Here is an 18823-nt window from a genome sequence, read left to right on the forward strand (position 1 = left end):
TCAGGCGTAACTATTTTATCATAGGAGGTTGTATTTTGCTTGAAGCTAAAGCTAATGTCTTCCACCTGCATAGCAGGTGGTTTTTTATTTCGCTCACTTCGTTCGCTCAACACACTTAAGTGTACAAGAAAAACTAATCTTGGATTTTCCAAGATTAGTTTTTTTAATTGGCATTAGTTTGAGTTTTGTTGAATTGTGCCACTTCTGTACGCTTCAATTAAACTTTCCAAATCTTCAATAAGTTCTAGGATTTCTTCTCCTTCGTCTGTATCTTTTATGAGCATTCTTTTTGGGAATTCTTCCGTGATTGTAACTTCTGGAGTATAGGCACCGTGAACTGATTCCATTACTTTAAAATTCTTGTGTTTTGCTATGGCTAAGTGATGAGAATTAAATGTCAACGTATATCCTGCAATTCCCGTTTTATTTTGGTAAGCTTCTGAAATTCCACCATCTATTACATATGTTTTGCCATTAGCTGATACTGGTTTTTCTCCATTGATGCTTTTAACTGGGACGTGTCCGTTAATTATATGAGAAGTTTCAGGATTCATATTGAATTCTTCAAATATTTTGTCTGCGTATTTTTCAATCTTACTCAAACTGAAATAAGGATTGCTAACTTCTTTTCTGACATCTTTGTCAGTTATGAAGAAATTTTCGAATGTTGATATCTTGCTTTTCCCGAACATTGGCGATTTTGGACCGCACCACATGTACCAGAAAAAGTCCAACGCAGTTTGCCTGTCAGGGTCATTGTCATCCATATTTTTTGCTGAATTTATAATTCCTTCGAAGAAGTCCAAAAGTGATTTACCACTGTAGGTATTAGATTGATACGTAAATTCTTCAAAACTACCGTCCTTATTCATAGGAATACATCCGTGGAAAAGCAAATTGCTGTTTGCAATTTTGTACACTGAACCGTACGAGAACAAAAAATCCATGTGTTCTTTTAATCTGTGACTTGTTCTGAATGATTTTGAAATGCATTCGATAACTTCCTGTTCACTTGGCGTTAATTCAAGAGGATTTTCAGGATCAATTGTAGGGAATTTTATATCCAAAAGCGCATGAGGCTTACCATTTGCATCCTTGTAAATTCCATTTTTAAAATCGATTCTTTCAAGATATAATCTGTCTGATTGTTCAAATTCTGGATTTCTCTTGAAAAGTTGGTTCTCTAATTTGAATTGAATTATAGAAATTGCTTTGTGCATTCTTGCAGCGTGAAGCAAATCAGTTTCTGAGTGTTTGTTATCGTCCAAGATTCTGACTTTGAATCTTTCGCATGGATCATCATAATATGATTCATCTGCCAATGTAGACAATAATCTCAAATTAATTCCGTAACCATCTTCTAAAGATTGAAAATTATTGTAACTTATTGCATTTCTAACAACGTTACACGCATTCACATAACTACCAAGATACGCTCCAATCCATGTAACATCGTGGTTGCCGTATTGAATATCCACATCTTTTTTAGCAACAAGAGTATCCATAATAATGTCCGGTCTTTTTCCTCTGTCGAAAATATCTCCGACGATGTGAAGCCAGTCAATGTTCAAATCTTGAATTAATTCACACAAAGTTATTATAAAATCTTCGCTAACTTCTATTTTAATGATGCTATCTAAAAGTTGATTAAAATATTCTTTTTTGTTCAATGATTCGTATTGAATGTTGAGCATTTCATCGATCAAATCTCTGTAGTAGAAAGGAGTTTGATTTCTGACTTTTTGTCTGGAATATTTACTGGCAACTCTTTTTGCTATTCTTATCAGATAAAAAATCGTGTCTCTAATCCATTTTTCTGTGTATTCATCGTTTTCCTTTGTAATATTGATAATTGTCTTAGGATCGTAAATTAAATTGGCTAACTGATTTTTTCTTGATTCAGATAATTTATCTTTGAATTCAAGGTCAATTTTAATTCTGGTATTACCAGAAGCGCTTTTAATAATTCTATTGAAACTATCGTATTGTCCGTGTAAATCAGATAAAAAGTACTCTGTTCCTTTTGGTAACACTGACAAAGAAGTCAAACTTATTATTTTGTTAGCAGCCTGTTCAATCGTAGGAAATTCTTTTGCAAGTAATTTCAAGTATTTTAAATTGTTCAATTTTCTACCTCCATAATACTATTATATATGAACTTTGAAAAAAAGAAATAGTTTGCCTATTGAAAAATAATTATGAATTTGATATAATTATAAGCGTAAATATTTGTTAAGTATCAAACAAATATTTTTTACTTATTAATCCTACACTATTAGTAGGAAATAAAAAGGAGGAAACATAATGAGTAAAATAGTTTTAATTGGAGCTAACCATGCAGGTACAGCTTGTGCGAACACAATATTGGATAATTACAAAGATGAAGAATTAGTAATTTTTGATCAAAACTCCAATATTTCATTCTTAGGATGTGGAATGGCGTTGTGGATTGGAAAGCAAATCAAAGGCCCAGAAAAATTATTTTATTGTAGCAAAGAAGTTTTCGAACAAAAAGGTGCTACAGTCCACATGGAAACAAAAGTAGAAAACATTGACTACGACAAAAAAATTGTCTATGCAAAGAACAAAGACGGAAAAGAAATTCAAGAATCTTACGACAAGTTGGTATTGGCTACAGGATCTCAACCAGTTTTACCAGACATCGAAGGAATGGATTTGGAAAATGTTCAAAAAGTTAAAATTTTCCAAGACGCACAATCAGTGATAGACAAGATTAATCACGAAGAAATCAAAAAAGTTGTTGTTGTAGGAGCTGGATACATAGGTACTGAACTTGCAGAAGCTTTTAAAAGATTAGGCAAAGAATCTACATTGATTGAACATGGAGATACAGTGCTAAGAGGTTATTACGATGATAAATTCTGCAAAAAAATGGAAGATAACCTAAGAGATCACGGTGTAAATTTAGTATTTAATGAAGAAGTTGTAAAATTAGAAGGAACTGATGGAAAAGTAAGCAAGGTTATCACTGATAAAGGTGAATATGATTGTGATATGGTAGTAATGTCAATTGGTTTCAAACCAAACAGTTCACTTGCAAAAGATCATTTGAAATTGAACGATCATAAAGCAATTATCACTGACAAACATCAACAAACTTCAGATGAAAATGTATTTGCAGTTGGAGATTCAACAGTTATTTTCAACAACGCAACAGGAAAATTTGAATACGTTGCATTAGCTACAAACGCTGTAAGAAGTGGTATAGTTGCTGGTCACAATGTTTGTGGAACAAAATTAGAATCAAACGGCGTCCAAGGATCAAACGGAATTAAAATTTACGATTTGTGCATGGTATCAACAGGTTTGACAGTTAGAAATGCTGAAAAATTAGGAATGGAAGTTGAATACACTGATTTCACAGATTTACAAAAACCACCATTTATGGAAGAAAACAACAAAGAAGTTACTATCAGAATTGTTTACGATAAAAAATCACGCGAAATCAAAGGTTGTCAAATAATGAGTGAATATGATATTTCAATGATGATTCACATGTTTAGCTTGGCAATCCAAGAACACGTTACAATCGACAAACTAGCTCTTACTGATATATTCTTCTTGCCACATTACAATCAACCATACAACTATGTAACTATGGCAGCTATTCAAGCTTTATAATCAAAAAAATTAGCGACTACTTTTAATACAAGTAGCCGCTTTTTTATTTAGCCAAGAGCAACATCTAAAATCATCATTATAATAAATCCAATTATAATTCCATAAGTCGCTTGGCGTTCATATCCGTTGCTGTGAGTTTCAGGAATAATTTCGTCGCTAATTACAAAAAGCATCGCCCCTCCTGCAAAAGCCAAAATAAATCCCAAAATAGGTGAGAACCAAGTTACAAGTCCGTAACCTAAAAACGCTCCAATTGGTTCTACTAATCCTGTAAATAATGCGATTAAGAATGCTTTTTTGACCGTGTAATTTTCTCTAACCAAAGACAAAGCTACAGCCAAACCTTCAGGCATATTTTGTAGACCAATTCCTATTGCGATTGGAAGACCGTTTGCTACTGAATCTCCTCCAAAACCAACTCCAGTTGCCATACCTTCTGGGAAATTGTGAATTGTAATCGCAATTACAAACAACCATATTTTTTTCAAAGAATCTGAAGGATTCCCTTCAACTCTTTTGTCCAATAAATGCTCATGAGGAGAGTATTTGTCGATTAAATCCAAAAACACAGCTCCAGCAAAAATTCCAAGTGAAGTTATTAAAACTCCTCTAAAACCTCCACCGTTTTCTTCGATACTAGGTAAAATTAATGAAAAACAAGTCGCAGAAAGCATGACACCTGCAGCTGCCCCTAAAAATACATCTAATTTACCTTGACTAACATTTCTAGTGAAAAAAACGGGAATTGCACCGACTCCAGTAAGAAGTCCAGGCACTATCAATCCCAAAATCGTCAATAAAAATGGGTCAATATTTTTCATCATAAAAATCCCCCTTCAAAAATTTTAAAAATAAAATTTCTATTACTATTTTACTATGAATTCAAGAATTATCAAATGTGATATAATATTAAAAGATTTATATTATTTTTGAATTAGAAAACAAATTCGAAAAATTACTCGTAGTTTAACAATTGAAACGAGGTATTTATGCAAGCTATTTACAGAAAATATAGACCGGATACTTTCGATAAAGTTTATGGTCAAAAACATATAACTGATATTTTAAAAAATCAAATCGAAACGAAAAATATTTCTCACGCATATATTTTTTCCGGTTCAAGAGGAACAGGGAAGACTAGTTGTGCGAAAATTTTTGCAAGAGCTATCAACTGTTTGGATTTACAAGATGGAAATCCTTGTAACAAATGTGAAAATTGCCTAAGTTCTTTGGAAGAATCTACATTAGATATCGTGGAAATGGACGCTGCTAGTAACAGAAGAATTGACGATATCAGAGAACTGCGCGATAAAGTAATTTATCCGCCTACAAAATTAAAATACAAAGTTTACATTATCGACGAAGCTCACATGATTACCAATGAAGGATTTAACGCATTACTTAAAATCATGGAAGAGCCACCAAAACATTTAGTGTTCATACTAGCCACGACAGAAATTGACAAAATTCCTCAAACAATTCTATCCAGATGTCAACGATATGAGTTCAAGATGATTAATGCCAAGGATATTTCAGATAATATCAAATATATCTTGAACGATTTGAACAGAAAAATGGACGACGATGCGATTAAACTCATTGCGAACAAAGCTGATGGTGCAATGAGAGATGCATTATCTATTTTGGATCAAGTTCTTAGCATTGAAAAAGAAAATATAACAAAACAAGATATAAATGATATACTTGGTATTGTCGACAATAAAGGAATTTTCAAGCTTGTCAATAGCATCATAAAAAAAGATGCCGCAGAAGTTTTGAATAATTTGTACACAATATCACACAATAAGCCTGTCGAAAATGTTATGGATGAGCTGTTAAATCATTTTAGAAATTTGCTGTTGTCAAAAAATGGTCTTGAAAACATCAGACAGAACAACACTCAGTACAATGATGATTACAATTCACAATCTGAATTGATTACGAATAGGCAAATAGTCGAAAGTATGTCGATTATAATAGAGCATCAGAAAAAACTTAAACAAGCTGATAATCAAAAAGCTCTGCTTGAAATTTTGGTAATGAGACTAATAGATTATATCGATTACGACGATTTGATTGCCAGAGTGAATACTTTGGAAGATAAGCTCAACAATATTGAACAAAACGGGATTAAGATCAATTCTACACAAAAATTAGTCGAATTTGATGAAAAAATCGATAAAAACATAGAAATTTCACAAAAATCTTCAGAAAAAGCAGAAAAATCAGATGAATTATCCGATAAAAATGATATAATAAAAAATGATGAAAAAATCGACGACAAAAGTGACGAAGAGTTTGTCGAAAATGATGATTCATTTGGAAAACTAAGAGAAGTTTTAAGAGATTTCGACAAAGTTCCAAAAGAATTAGCTGATGATATCAAAGCTAGTTTGGAGAATGACAAGTTGGTTTTGAAGACTAATCAGTTGTATTTGTACACTTTGCTTCCTCATAAGAAAGTTATTGAACAATTACTTAAACCGCATTACGATTTTAAGGTTTTAGATTTACAAATTGACGATGAAGCAGAGAAAAAAGTAAACGAGAATGTTAAAAAATTACAAAATTTATTTGGAGAAAATGTTCAAATAATTGAAAAATAGGAGGAATTATGGGAAATAAATTTAGAGGCGGAATGCCTGGTATGGGAAATATGGGTAACATGATGAAACAAATGCAAAAAATGCAAAGACAAATGGAAGAAACTCAAAAAAAATTAGAAGAAACTGAAGTTACTGCAACTAGTGGCGGCGGAGCTATCGAAGTTGTAGCAAACGGAAAAAAAGAAATAGTTTCTATCAAAATAGATGAAGATTTGGTAAAAGATGGCGATGTTGAAATGCTTCAAGATATGGTTATGGTAGCTGTTAATGACGCTATCAAAAAAGTATTGGACATGAGTGAGTCTGAACTTGGTAAAATCACTGGAGGAATTAATATTCCAGGATTCTAAATAAGGGGGGATAATTTTGTCACTATACCCTAAAGCAATGGACGAATTGATTAAAAACTTGTCCAATTTGCCAACTATTGGCAGAAAAAGTGCGAAAAGATTAGCTTATAGAATTATAGACATGGATCCTAATAAAGTCGATGAGCTTGTAGAAAGTATTGTAAATGTAAAGACTAATATTAGACCATGTGCTAATTGTGGAAATCTTACTGATAAAAAATTGTGTGATATTTGTTCAGATCAAAAAAGAGATAACAGTGTCATAACTGTAGTTGAAGATTCAATGAACGTAATATCAATTGAAAAAACTGGCGAATACAATGGGAAATATCACGTATTAGGAGGATTATTATCTCCAAGAGATAATATTGCTCCGCAGGATTTGAATTTGGAAAATTTGTTTTTGAGATGTAAAAAAGATTATGTAAAGGAAGTTATCCTAGCGTTATCACCAACAACTAACGGAGATTTGACAACTAACTTCATAATAGAAGTTCTTAAAAATGAAGAATATAACGTAAAAGTTTCCAGAATTGCGATGGGAGTACCATTGGGAGCTAATTTGGAATATTATGACGAAATGAGCTTGTACAAAGCTATTTTGGATAGAAGAGAAATAAAATAATCATAATCTGCAATTCTTGTAGATTATGATTTCTTACGTTTAAATGTTTGTAATAAAAATGGAATGGAGGAAAATTTAATGGATTCAAATAGAATTAAAGAAGCAATCAAATTTTCGTCTCCAATTATGTTGGGATATATTCCTATAGCGATGGCTTTTGGTTTGTTGTGCAAAGGTCAAAACATTAGCATGTTGGATTCGACTTTGTTTTCTTTTGTTTTCTATTCTGGAGCAGCACAATTCATGGCAGTTGAATTATTGGGTGCTGGAGTAGGTATGTTTTCCATCGTGTTGTCGGTATTTTTATTAAATTTAAGATTGTTCATAATGTCGACTTCTTTGGGAATTCATACACAAAAAATAAATCCGAAAGCACTTCCTGTAATAGGATTTATGTTGACAGATGAAGCATTTTCGGTATTGAGTTTTAATAAAGAAAAGCTAAACACAGAATTTGCGTTGGCCGTAGAATTAGGACCTTATTTGGCTTGGGGAATATTTACGCCGGTTGGATATTTGATAGGACAATTAATGCCAAAATCAGTCCAAACATCATTAGAAGTGGGACTTACTGCAATGTTTATCGCACTTGTTGTACCATCAATTAAGAAAAGCTCAAACGGTTTGGTGGTTAGTTTAATTGGTGTAATAACTTATGCAATTATTTTTTATTTAAAATTTATACCATCTGGATGGGATATAATATTAGCGATTTTATTATCATCATTCATAGGATTGAAAGTAATCATGAAAAGAGGTCAAAATGTATAATATAGTTTTAATTTTATTATGTAGCTTAGTTACAGCTGTTCCTAAGATAATACCTCTTAAATATTTAAAAGGAAAACAACTTTCTAGACAAACCGCCGAATTTTTAAACATAATACCATATACATCATTAAGTATTATGGTTATAAGAGGAATTCTGACAGCTTCAAGTGAAATGTTAATTCCTACAATTGTAGCTTCAATCGTAGCGATTATTATAGCTTATTTGAAAGAAAATGTTGGACTAACAATTATATTAGCAGTTCTAACAGCATTTGTTTGTTTGAAATTTTTCTAAAAAAATACCTTCTGTAGCTCAAATTCAAGCCGCAGAAGGTTTTTGTTTTTATTTAACTTTTCTAATATTACAGTATTGTTTTTTGAAGACTGGGAATCCTGAAATTGGATCAAAGATTTCGTTGTCGATTAACATATTAATATTCGCATCTTTCCAATTGTCATCTTGGCTGAATGAACCACCGCCGGCATTTATTTCTAAATCGTGACGATTTGACATATTATTAGTAACTGCTTGGAGGATTACACTTGCTCTATCATTGTAGACTTCAACTAAATCCATATTTTCAATTTCCAATTCTTTCGCATCATCTTCATTCATTATAACTTGTGGATATTCTTGGTGTTTCAATAATCCATCGATGTTTAAGTGTTGTGTTCTAAATGTAGTTTGAATTCTTGCGCCTGTGTTCATAGTAAATGGATATTTGGATAATTTTTCTGATTTTTCTTGCTCATTTTCAAATCCGTCGTCATAAACAGGAATAGGTGAAAATCCATATTTTTCTAAAAGTTTTGAGTGGATTTCGATTTTTCCAGTTTCTGTATTAAATGAATCGTATTTTTTGTAAGACACTTCAGGTTTTTTGTCGAAATGATATATACCATTTTCCTTCAATTCTTTTAAAATTTCTGGTGTGTGATAAAAAGCTTTATCCAATAAATCACTGAAATTTCCAGGGTAGTATTCACCAAATCCTAATGCATCTGCAATTTTTTTCAAAATAAAAATATTTGGAAGAGAATTGCTCAAAGGTTCGACTAATTTTTCTTTGATTTCGATGTGGTCGGGATATATTGCGTAGCTGTCTTCTTCGTAATAAGTTGTAGCAGGTAAGATGACATCTGCAAAGTATGCATCTTCTGTCATAAATCTGTCACAAGTTACAAAGAAATCCAAGCTTTTTAATGCTTTTCTGAAAAGTTGACCGTTTGGATAATTTACAGACATACATGAGCCCAAATTGATTAGACCTTTTATTGGATAAGGATCGGATTCTAATATTGCTTGTGGAAGTTTCGTAAATTGTGGTTGTCCGATTAATTTGTCGAAAAGAGGGAATTCTTTTGAACCGATTTTTTCGATATTTTGTGCGTTGTTTGGTGGGTTTTGTACCCTCTTAATTGGTTTGTTCTTATTAATCAAAAGTCCGCCTTTGACGTCCAAGTTTCCCAATAAGCTCCATAAAATATGCAATGAACGTATCGTTTGAACTCCGCAGTGTGAATATTCGAGTCCTGTGTATGATTTAAGAGCAACTGTGTTGTCGAAAAGCAAATTTGCTAACTCTTTTATCTTGTCAACTTCAACTCCTGTGATTTCTGATGTTTTTTCCAAATCAAATTGTGTAAAATATTCTTTGAATTCATCGTATCCGTAAGTGTATTTTTCGATAAAATCTTGGTCGAGTTTATCTTTTAAGTAATTTAGTATTCCGAGGATTAGTACCATATCAGTTCCGCTATTGACGATGTATTTGTAATCAGCATATTCGATAATATCTGAATTGTAATGGTCAACGGCTATGATTTTCATTCCTTCATTTTTTCTTTTTACCATATTATTGTAGAAAAATGGAGGTGAATCTGTTTTAGGGTTGGCACCCCACACACAAAGCATTTCAGTGTTTTGCAAATCGCAAACTAGATTTGGTGCACTTAATCCAAAAACTGTTTGAGGAGCAAATACACCGAACGATACAAAACATAATGAGCCAACTGATCCGTTGTTCGGACTTCCGATTGGAGACAAGAATCCTCCGTTATCAGCGTTAGGCATTTGAATTGAAATAAAATCGTTCGTAGTTGTGTCAAATGCACCTCTACCAAAATGGCTTGCAATTGATTTTGCGCCATATTGTTCGATTATTTTAGAACATTTTTCTTTGATAAGTTCCATAGCTTCGTCCCATGAAGCTTTTTTGAATTCTAGTGTTCCTTTTTCTCCAGTTCTGATCAAAGGATCAGTCAATCTGTCTTCTGAGTTTAGGATTTCGTCAGAATACAATCCTCTCAAACAAAGAGCGGAAGGTTTTTCATCTGATTTTTTGATGGATTTTATCCTTCTAGCGTCCATGTCGCATTCTACATGGCATTGACCTGGACAAATTCCACAAATAGTTTTAATTTTTCCCATTGCATCTCCTATTATTATTTAAAATTTTTTATTTCGAAAATATCATACACGCATTCTTCATATGGGTGAACATCTTCGATAATTTGTATACATTTTTTGATATTATTTTCTGTCGTGCGAAATTCTAATTTGATTTCGTCAACTTCGTTGATAATATTTTTTTCGCCAGAAAAATTATTTGCTAAATCATTGGGCATAAAATGACCTTTTACTTTCGATGTAGTATAACAATAATCGTAATTTCCTATGGTTATAATTTTTTCATCACCTAGTTTTTTTATTAACAAGTCTATGTAATCTTCTGGAATGTACACATCTACTTTATAAGTTATCATAAAAACTCCTTTTGTTCATGTTTATATATTTTTTGTTAGGGTATATATATTGTATCAAAGAATTTGACGAAAAGGAGATTATTATGGATTTAAAATTGTATTACAAAGAAACTTGCCCATTCTGCAAGAAGGTTTTAAGATTTATAGAAAAAAAAGGAATTAAGGATGTTGAATTAGTAGACATCAAAGCTGACGAAGCTAATGAAAAATACCTTATTGAAAAAGGTGGACAAGACCAAGTACCTTGTCTTTTCATTGATGGCAAACCAATGTATGAATCAATGGATATTATAAAATTCTTGGATGAAAAATTCCAATAAAATTTTGAACAATAGAAATTTTGCTCTCACATTTGTGGGAGCTTTTTGTTTGTCAAAATCAAAAATTATTACAATTAATCGTCATTTTTAAAAATTTACATGATTTGTGATAGAATAAATATCGTAATAAAAAAAGTAGCAAATCCTTGGGATAGATTTGCTACTTAAATAACATTGGCAAGTTCATATTAGGAGGATGAACAACCATTTATTCTTATCATTATAATATCATAGAATTAAACTTAATAAGTTACAAATTTATTACGATTTAGGGAATTGAGGGGAATATGAGAGTAGGAATTATTGGAGCAGGAGCTAGTGGGGTTTTTGCGGCATTAATTTTAAAACAAAATTACATAGACACGACTGTTATTGAAAGAAACGCCAACGCTTTGAAGAAAATTTATGCAACTGGTAATGGTAGGTGCAATTTTACTAACAGAAATGTATCTTACAAGAATTATCATGGCGAAAATCCAAAATTCACAATAAGTGCTATTAAAAAGTTTGATAATTACGATGTTATAGAATTTTTCAATGATATGGGAATTCCTGAGGTTGAGCTTGAAAATGGAAAGATTTTCCCAAAAAGTTTGCAAGCTTCATCAATAGTGAAACAAATGATGTGCTTGGCAAATCATTTGGAGGTAGAATTCATCTACGATAGTTTTGTTGATGATGTAAGAAAAGACGGCGATGTTTTTGAAGTAAAATCCAATGATTCGATTTATAAGTTTGATTATTTAGTCGTTGCTTGTGGTTCCAAAGCTTACAAGAAAAGTGGCTCTGACGGAAATGGATACATTCTTATGAAAAAATTTGGACACAATATCGTGAAAACTCATCCAGGAATTGTGCAATTGAGGCTTAATGGAGATAGTTTCAAGAAAATGAGCGGTACGAAGTTCAAGGCTAATGCAAAGTTAGTTGTAGATGATAAGGAAGTTTTCGAATTTTATCATGATGTTTTGTTCACTGATTATGGAATTAGTGGGCCAACTATTTTGCAATTATCAGGAGAAGCAATCAGAGCTAAAAACAAGGGATTAGATGTCAAAATAAGAATTGACACTGTAGATTTGGATGAAAATAAATTGTATGAGCATTTAATCTACATAATATCTTTAAATTATTATAAGAAAATAAATGAGTTGTTGGTCGGTTTGATTAACGATAATTTGATTGAAGAAGTTTTGAATCAAGCGAATATCGAATACGATATTAATGTGTGTGAACTTAGTAAGGAAGAAATCTACAAATTAGCACACACACTCAAAAATTTAGAATTTAGCGTTAGTGGATACAAGGATGAGGATTCTGGTCAGATAACTTGCGGAGGAGTTGATACAGATGAAATCAATCCTTCTACTATGGAATCAAAAAAAATAAAAAATCTGTATATTATTGGTGAAATTATGGATGTCGACGGAGATTGTGGTGGATACAATCTTCAATGGGCTTTTTCATCGGCGTATTCTTGTGCGATGTCTATAATTAAAAAGGAGAACTAAATGAATAAAATGCAAAGAAAACTTATTGACTTAGATAACCACGGTCAAAAAGTTAGAGTAGGTTTGGTTGGTTGTGGCAAAATGGGATCAGGTCTTGTGAGTCAGTTGAGTAGAATCAAAGGAATGAGACCTTCCGTTATTGTAGATAGACACGTTGACAAGTGCGTGGCTGCTTTGAGAAAAGCAGGAGTAAAAGATGTAGATATTGTCAAAACAACTGATTTGAAAGTTGCAGAAAATGCTATTAAAAATAATTCTTTTGTAGTAAGTGATGATTATACTTTGAGTTACAAATTAGATATGATTGATGGAGTAATCGATGCGACAGGAAATCCTCCATTTGGGACACAACTTGCAGTAGAAAGTATTGAACACGAAAAGCATACTATTTTATTAAATGTAGAATGTGACGCTGTTGTCGGACCAATTTTAAATGAAATGGCGAAGAAAAAAGGCGTTGTGTACACAGGATCTGCAGGAGATGAACCAGGAGCTATAATTCAATTGTCAGATTTTGCGCTTGGATTGGGATTCAAATTATTAGCTGTTGGTAAGGGCAAGAACAATCCATTGGATAATTACACTAATGAAGATATTTTACGAGAAGAAGCCTTGTCAAAAGGTTTGGTTCCAAAAATGTTGACATCATTTGTTGATGGAACTAACACTATGATTGAACTTACAGCTGTAGCAAATGCATTGGGATTTACTCCTGATGTTTTGGGTTGTCATGGAATTACAACAAACATTCACGATATTGCTGACGAATTTAAATTAAAAGAACAAGGCGGAATTTTAAATAATTACAATATAGTTGATTTTGCATTTGGAGTTGCACCTGGAGTTTTTGCGATTGTAACTCACGATACTAACGAAGTTCACGATTTGATGGAATATTTGTCAATGGGTAAAGGGCCAAACTATACTTTGTATAGACCATATCATTTGACAAGTTTGGAAACTCCACTTACAATTTACGACGCAATTGTGGAAAAAGAACCAACAATCTATCCAAAATACGGTCAAGTTTCTGATACAATTACAGTTGCAAAAAGAGACATCAAAAAAGGTCAAACAATTGAAGGTATTGGTGGACACGATTGTTTCGGTAAAATCACATCTCACAAACATCAAATGGAAAATAATTTGTTGCCAATGCCAATCATCACAGAAAAAACAACTGCAAAAGTAGATATACCAAAAGACACATTGATTACTTACGATATGGTTAATCTGGATGAAGATCATATAATTACAAAACTTCGTAAGAGACAAGATGAATTGGGATTATAAAATTACAAAATAAATTTATTATCAGTCGATAAAAAGTTTTTCAAACTTTCAAATATCGGCTGATTTTTATTTTTAAAATCAATTTTTATAAATTTTTGACAATGGATTTTAAAAGTGTTAATATCAATTTGTAATGTAATAAATAAACGTTTTTTGGGGGTTAATATGGATTACAGATTAGAGTCTGACAGTGTTGGTGAAAAACAAGTTCCAAAAGATGCATATTACGGTGTGCAATCTTTGAGAGGAATGGAAAATTTCCCAATAACAGGAAGAACTTTACACGAAGAATTAATTTATGGATTGACAATAGTTAAAAAAGCTTGTGCAATTGCAAACCACAGAGCAGGAATTATGAGAGAAGATGTCAAAAACGCAATCGTTTACGCATGTGACAAAATTCTTGCAGGAGAATATCACGATCAATTTTTGACTGATCCAATTCAAGGTGGAGCAGGTACTACTGCTAACATGAATGCAAATGAAGTTATTGCAAACATTGCCAACGAAAAACTAGGCGGAGGATTGGGAACTTATGAATATGTTCATCCAAACGATCACGTTAATATGAGTCAATCGACAAACGATGTTTTTCCAACTGCAGGTAAGATTGCAACTTTAAGACTACTAATAAAAGCTTTAAATGAATTAAAGCAATTAGAAATTTCTTTGCTAAATAAATCAGTGGAATTTGATGATGTACTTAAAATGGGACGTACTCAACTTCAAGATGCAGTTCCAATTAGATTGGGACAAGAATTCCACGCATATTATTCAGTAATCAAAAGAGATATCAAAAGAATTAGAAGATCATCAGATCAAATTGAATCTATAAATATGGGAGCAACTGCGATTGGTACAGGAGTAAATGTAGACAAAGTTTACTTTACAAATATAGTTCCTATTCTTGCAGAATTAACAGGATTTGATTTGCATCAAGCAGAAGATTTAATAGATGGAACTAATAACCTTGATGGACTTGTAGAAATATCTTCAGCCGTAAAATCAACAGCTGTAAGTTTGTCAAAAATGGCAAGTGATTTGAGATTAATGAGTTCAGGACCAAAGACAATGGTAGGAGATATTGAGCTTCCAGCAAGACAAAATGGTTCATCAATTATGCCGGGAAAAGTAAATCCTGTAATTCCAGAAGTTGTTAATCAAGTTGTTTTCAGAATTATCGGTAACGATAATACAGTTACAATGTGTGCAGAACACGGACAATTGGAACTTAACGCATTCGAACCAGTTTTGTTCGATAGTTTATTCGAATCTATATCTATATTGACTAATGCAGTGAAAACTTTCAGAGAAAACTGCATAATTGGTATCAAACCAAACAGACAAAAACTTTCAAACGACGTTGAAAAATCAGTAGGAATAGTTACAGCACTTGTTCCTCATATTGGATACAAAAAATCAGCAGAAATCGCAAAACGTGCATTGAGTACAGGAATTACTGTTAGAAATATCGTATTGGACGAAAAAATCTTAACAGAAGATGAATTAAAAGAAATCCTTGATCCAATTGCAATGACAATGCCTGGAATTGCAGCAGAATATTTGATTAAACAAAAACAACAAGCCTACATTGAAAAGAAGAAACAAGAAGACAAGGAACAAAAAGCAAAAAAATAAATTAAAATTTTCAAAAAAGTCTGTTATCAAAGTAAATCTTTGATAATGGGCTTTTTTTAAATTTGGGCAAAAAATTTTTACATTATTTTAATTATATTAATATGTTATAATTTATCTAGGTGATATGATGAAAAATAATACTAAAAATGCAGACAATGTTATATTGGCGATATCAAATGTTTTGATGGTGGTTTTTGTATCTACTTTGCTTAGAGGCCACAACATAATATCGTTGTTAATTTTACTCGCGTGGGCAGTTTATGCATCGCAAAATAAAATGATTTTACCGAAAAGTCTTGAAAGAAAAAGAACAAAATTCGAATACGGAAGTTTTATCGTTTTGTTAATAGGTTTTATGTTGATTTATTACCATCCTAATAAGGTCTACGTGTTCTTAACATATCTTACTTTTGTTGTTTACAACACACTTTTGTGGATGAACATGATTAGAATGAGAGCTATTAATAAAGAAAATAATAAGAAATCTAACAAAAAGAAATAAAGAGGTATATGATGAAAATTATGGTAATCGGGCCTGGCAGATGGGGAAGTTTCATCGCTTGGTATTTGAAAAAAATTGGTCATGAAGTTTTGTTGTATGGTTTGAATGGAACTGAAGATTTCGAAAACTTCAAGAAAAGTCGCACGAATGGAATTATAACTTTGCAAGATGATTTAGAATTAACTGATGATATTACAAGAGCAAAAGAATGTGATGTTATTCATGTTAGTATCAACGCACAAGGTTTTAGAAATGTGTGTGAAGAACTTAAGTCAATTGGAATAAAAAATAAAATTATCGTTACTAATATGAAGGGAATTGAGATTTCGACTGGAAAAAGATTATCAGAAGTCTGCAAAGAAATTATGGATGAATCCAACAAAGTCGCAGCTTGGATTGGGCCGGGTCATCCACAAGAATTTTACCGCAATGTTCCAAATTGTATGGTGATTGACTCAGAAGATGAAGATGTGAAAGAATTGTTGATTGAAAATTACAGTTCGGATTTGATTAGATTTTATTATGGCCAAGATTTGATTGGAAATGAAATCGGTGCAGCTTACAAAAACGTAATTGGAATTGCTGCGGGAATGTTGGATGGAATGAAAATAAGTTCTCTGAAGGGAGCTTTGATGAGCAGAGGTTGCAGAGAGGTTGCAAGATTTATTAAGGCTTCAGGAGGAAAAGAGCTCAGCGCGTACGGACTTTGTCACTTGGGAGATTACGAGGCTACAGTGTTCTCACAATATTCTCACAACAGAATGTTCGGCGAAATGTATGCAAAATCAGAAAAATACGACAAATTAGCTGAAGGATACTACACTGTAAAAGCTATTAAACTACAAGCTGACAAAATGGATTTGGATTTACCGATTAACAATGCAGTGTATAAAGTTTTGTACGAAAATTCGAAATGCGAAGAAGAAATCGACAAATTATTCAGTAGAAGTTTGAAAAAAGAATTTTATTAACAACAAAACAAATTAGAAGTGCAAGAAAGCACTTCTTTTTTGATTAAAATGCTTGACAAATGAATTTTAAGTTTATATAATATACAAGTCAAGTAAAAAGGTTGACGGTGATTGAATGGAAAAATTATTAAATATTACCATGATGTTTGATTATTATGGTAAATTGCTTACGAAAAGAGAATACGACGTGATTGACAAATACTACAATGAAGATTTGTCGTTGAATGAAATTGCTCAGATTTGTGATATTTCAAAACAAGCTGTAAGTGATAGTTTGAAAAGAGCTGAAAATAAGCTTTATGAATACGAACAAAAACTTGGCTTGATTGAAAAATCAAAAAAGAGTCATCAATTTCTAAGAAAAATCAGAAATGATCTTTTCTCTTTGTCACCAGAAATCAAAAGCAAAGAAATTGAAAATATCATTATAGATATAGAAAATTTCTTAAATGATTTAGAGGATGTGGAAAATGATATTTGAAAATTTGTCCGATAAATTACAAAATGCCTTGTCAAAATTGACCAACAGAGGAAAGTTGACGGAAAAAGATATAGATGTTGCAATGAGAGAAGTTAAACTTGCTTTATTGGAAGCGGACGTTAACTACAAAGTTGTCAAAGATTTTATCTCTCAAGTAAAAGAACGTGCTATTGATTCTTCTGTTTTGGAAAGTCTTACTCCGGGTCAACAAGTTATCAAAATAGTTAATGAAGAATTAACTAAAATGATGGGTGAAAAGGAAGAAAAACTTAACGTTTCACCAATGAAACCTACGGTAATTATGCTTTGTGGTTTGCAAGGGGCAGGTAAAACAACTCATGCCGGAAAACTTGCATTAAATTTGAAAAACAAAAACAAAAGCGTATTACTTGTAGCGTGTGATATTTACAGACCTGCTGCCATTAAACAACTTCAAGTTGTCGGTGAGAAAGTTGGGGTAGAAGTATTTGAAATGGGACAGACAAATCCCGTTGAAATTTCAAAAAAAGCAATCGAAGAAGCTAAGAAAAAGAACATTGATTATGTAATTATAGATACTGCTGGTCGTCTTCACATTGACGATACTTTGATGGATGAGCTGAAAAATATTAAACAAGAAGTTAATCCTTCAGATATTTTGTTAGTTGTAGATGCAATGACAGGACAAGATGCGGTTAATGTTGCAGCTAAGTTTAACGAAGATTTGGATATTACAGGAATTATTCTTACTAAGTTAGACGGTGATGCAAGAGGTGGTGCAGCTTTATCAATCAGACAAGTTGCTGATAAGCCTATTAAATTTATAGGTGTCGGTGAAAAACTTGGAGACTTAGAGCCGTTCCATCCGGACAGAATGGCATCGCGTATCTTGGGTATGGGAGATGTTCTTAGCCTTATCGAAAAAGCGCAAAATCAATTTGACGAGAAAAAGGCAAAAGAGTTAGAAGAAAAGATTAAAGCTCAAAGTTTTGACTTTAATGATTTTCTTGACCAAATGCAGCAAATCAAAAAAATGGGACCTATGCAAGATATTCTTGCAATGATTCCTGGCGTAGATAGTAAAATGCTTAAACAAGTTAATTTCGACAACAAAGAATTTGACAAGATTGAAGCGATTATCAAATCTATGACCAAAGAAGAAAGAGAAAATCCAGATATCATTAGTATATCTAGAAGAAAAAGAATTGCCAAAGGTTGTGGTCAAGATCAAGTAGCGGTTAACAAACTTTTGAAACAATTCAAAGAAATGAAAGTTATGATGAAAAATATGGGAGCGCTACAAAAGAAATTTGGTAAAAAAGGTAAAATGAAAATGCCTTTTTTTAGATAATAAGTTATGGAGGTAAA

General features: G+C 32.2%; 18 protein-coding genes. 14 read left to right on the top strand and 4 right to left on the bottom strand.

Going from position 1 to position 18823, the window contains the following annotated elements; translation table 11 throughout:
• Positions 1 to 173: 173 nt before the first annotated feature.
• Positions 174 to 2126, bottom strand: coding sequence for a fructose-1,6-bisphosphatase (locus tag B9N53_RS01765; protein ID WP_094203441.1), 1953 nt, complete (start codon positions 2124 to 2126; stop codon positions 174 to 176).
• 178 nt (positions 2127 to 2304) lie between these two features.
• On the opposite strand from B9N53_RS01765, the gene nox reads away from it, so the two are divergent.
• Positions 2305 to 3642, top strand: a complete 1338-nt coding sequence (gene nox / locus B9N53_RS01770; protein WP_094203442.1) for a H2O-forming NADH oxidase — start codon at positions 2305 to 2307, stop codon at positions 3640 to 3642.
• A gap of 47 nt (positions 3643 to 3689) precedes the next feature.
• On the opposite strand, the gene B9N53_RS01775 is transcribed toward nox, so the two are convergent.
• The gene (locus B9N53_RS01775) at positions 3690 to 4466 is read right to left on the bottom strand and encodes a ZIP family metal transporter (protein WP_094203443.1); all 777 of its coding nucleotides are present in this window, start codon (positions 4464 to 4466) and stop codon (positions 3690 to 3692) included.
• 165 nt (positions 4467 to 4631) lie between these two features.
• On the opposite strand from B9N53_RS01775, the gene dnaX reads away from it, so the two are divergent.
• The 5 genes from dnaX to B9N53_RS01800 all read left to right on the top strand — a co-directional run bounded on the left by dnaX (position 4632) and on the right by B9N53_RS01800 (position 8289).
• Positions 4632 to 6248 carry a DNA polymerase III subunit gamma/tau gene (dnaX, locus tag B9N53_RS01780; protein WP_002835349.1) on the top strand — a complete coding sequence of 539 codons (1617 nt, stop codon included), beginning with the start codon at positions 4632 to 4634 and terminating at the stop codon, positions 6246 to 6248.
• 8 nt (positions 6249 to 6256) lie between these two features.
• Complete coding sequence (locus B9N53_RS01785) at positions 6257 to 6598, top strand: YbaB/EbfC family nucleoid-associated protein (protein WP_002835348.1); 342 nt, start codon at positions 6257 to 6259, stop codon at positions 6596 to 6598.
• Between the two features lie 16 nt (positions 6599 to 6614).
• On the top strand, positions 6615 to 7223 hold the full coding sequence (gene recR, locus B9N53_RS01790) for a recombination mediator RecR (protein WP_094203444.1): 609 nt from the start codon (positions 6615 to 6617) through the stop codon (positions 7221 to 7223).
• Positions 7224 to 7301: 78 nt separating this feature from the next.
• Entirely contained in the window at positions 7302 to 7994 is a 693-nt protein-coding gene (locus tag B9N53_RS01795; protein ID WP_094203445.1) for an AzlC family ABC transporter permease, read from the top strand.
• The gene (locus tag B9N53_RS01800) at positions 7987 to 8289 is read left to right on the top strand and encodes an AzlD domain-containing protein (protein WP_004269562.1); all 303 of its coding nucleotides are present in this window, start codon (positions 7987 to 7989) and stop codon (positions 8287 to 8289) included. The genes B9N53_RS01795 and B9N53_RS01800 overlap by 8 nt, the downstream gene beginning before the upstream one ends.
• 48 nt (positions 8290 to 8337) lie before the next feature.
• On the opposite strand, the gene B9N53_RS01805 is transcribed toward B9N53_RS01800, so the two are convergent.
• A complete protein-coding gene (locus tag B9N53_RS01805; protein ID WP_094203446.1) occupies positions 8338 to 10425 on the bottom strand; it encodes a molybdopterin-containing oxidoreductase family protein in 2088 nt (695 codons plus the stop codon).
• A 14-nt stretch (positions 10426 to 10439) separates the two neighbouring features.
• On the bottom strand, positions 10440 to 10760 hold the full coding sequence (locus B9N53_RS01810; RefSeq protein WP_094203447.1) for a hypothetical protein: 321 nt from the start codon (positions 10758 to 10760) through the stop codon (positions 10440 to 10442).
• An 83-nt stretch (positions 10761 to 10843) separates the two neighbouring features.
• On the opposite strand from B9N53_RS01810, the gene B9N53_RS01815 reads away from it, so the two are divergent.
• The 8 genes from B9N53_RS01815 to ffh all read left to right on the top strand — a co-directional run bounded on the left by B9N53_RS01815 (position 10844) and on the right by ffh (position 18806).
• Positions 10844 to 11080 (top strand): glutaredoxin family protein, encoded by a 237-nt coding sequence (locus tag B9N53_RS01815; RefSeq protein WP_035109230.1) that lies wholly within the window; start codon positions 10844 to 10846, stop codon positions 11078 to 11080.
• 287 nt (positions 11081 to 11367) lie between these two features.
• Positions 11368 to 12591: an NAD(P)/FAD-dependent oxidoreductase gene (locus tag B9N53_RS01820; protein WP_094203448.1), complete on the top strand. Its 1224-nt coding sequence runs from the start codon at positions 11368 to 11370 to the stop codon at positions 12589 to 12591.
• Positions 12592 to 13884, top strand: coding sequence for an NAD(P)H-dependent oxidoreductase (locus tag B9N53_RS01825; RefSeq protein WP_094203449.1), 1293 nt, complete (start codon positions 12592 to 12594; stop codon positions 13882 to 13884).
• A 165-nt stretch (positions 13885 to 14049) separates the two neighbouring features.
• Positions 14050 to 15522, top strand: coding sequence for an aspartate ammonia-lyase (locus B9N53_RS01830; RefSeq protein WP_094203450.1), 1473 nt, complete (start codon positions 14050 to 14052; stop codon positions 15520 to 15522).
• Between the two features lie 127 nt (positions 15523 to 15649).
• Positions 15650 to 16024 carry a hypothetical protein gene (locus B9N53_RS01835; protein ID WP_094203451.1) on the top strand — a complete coding sequence of 125 codons (375 nt, stop codon included), beginning with the start codon at positions 15650 to 15652 and terminating at the stop codon, positions 16022 to 16024.
• Between the two features lie 11 nt (positions 16025 to 16035).
• Positions 16036 to 16995, top strand: a complete 960-nt coding sequence (locus B9N53_RS01840; protein ID WP_094203452.1) for an NAD(P)H-dependent glycerol-3-phosphate dehydrogenase — start codon at positions 16036 to 16038, stop codon at positions 16993 to 16995.
• 115 nt (positions 16996 to 17110) lie between these two features.
• Complete coding sequence (gene ylxM, locus B9N53_RS01845; RefSeq protein ID WP_060790005.1) at positions 17111 to 17476, top strand: YlxM family DNA-binding protein; 366 nt, start codon at positions 17111 to 17113, stop codon at positions 17474 to 17476.
• Positions 17466 to 18806: a signal recognition particle protein gene (ffh, locus tag B9N53_RS01850; RefSeq protein WP_094203453.1), complete on the top strand. Its 1341-nt coding sequence runs from the start codon at positions 17466 to 17468 to the stop codon at positions 18804 to 18806. The genes ylxM and ffh overlap by 11 nt, the downstream gene beginning before the upstream one ends.
• The last annotated feature ends 17 nt before the right edge of the window (positions 18807 to 18823 follow it).

Source organism: Finegoldia magna (assembly GCF_002243175.1).
Classification (GTDB): Bacteria; Bacillota; Clostridia; order Tissierellales; family Peptoniphilaceae; genus Finegoldia; species Finegoldia magna_J.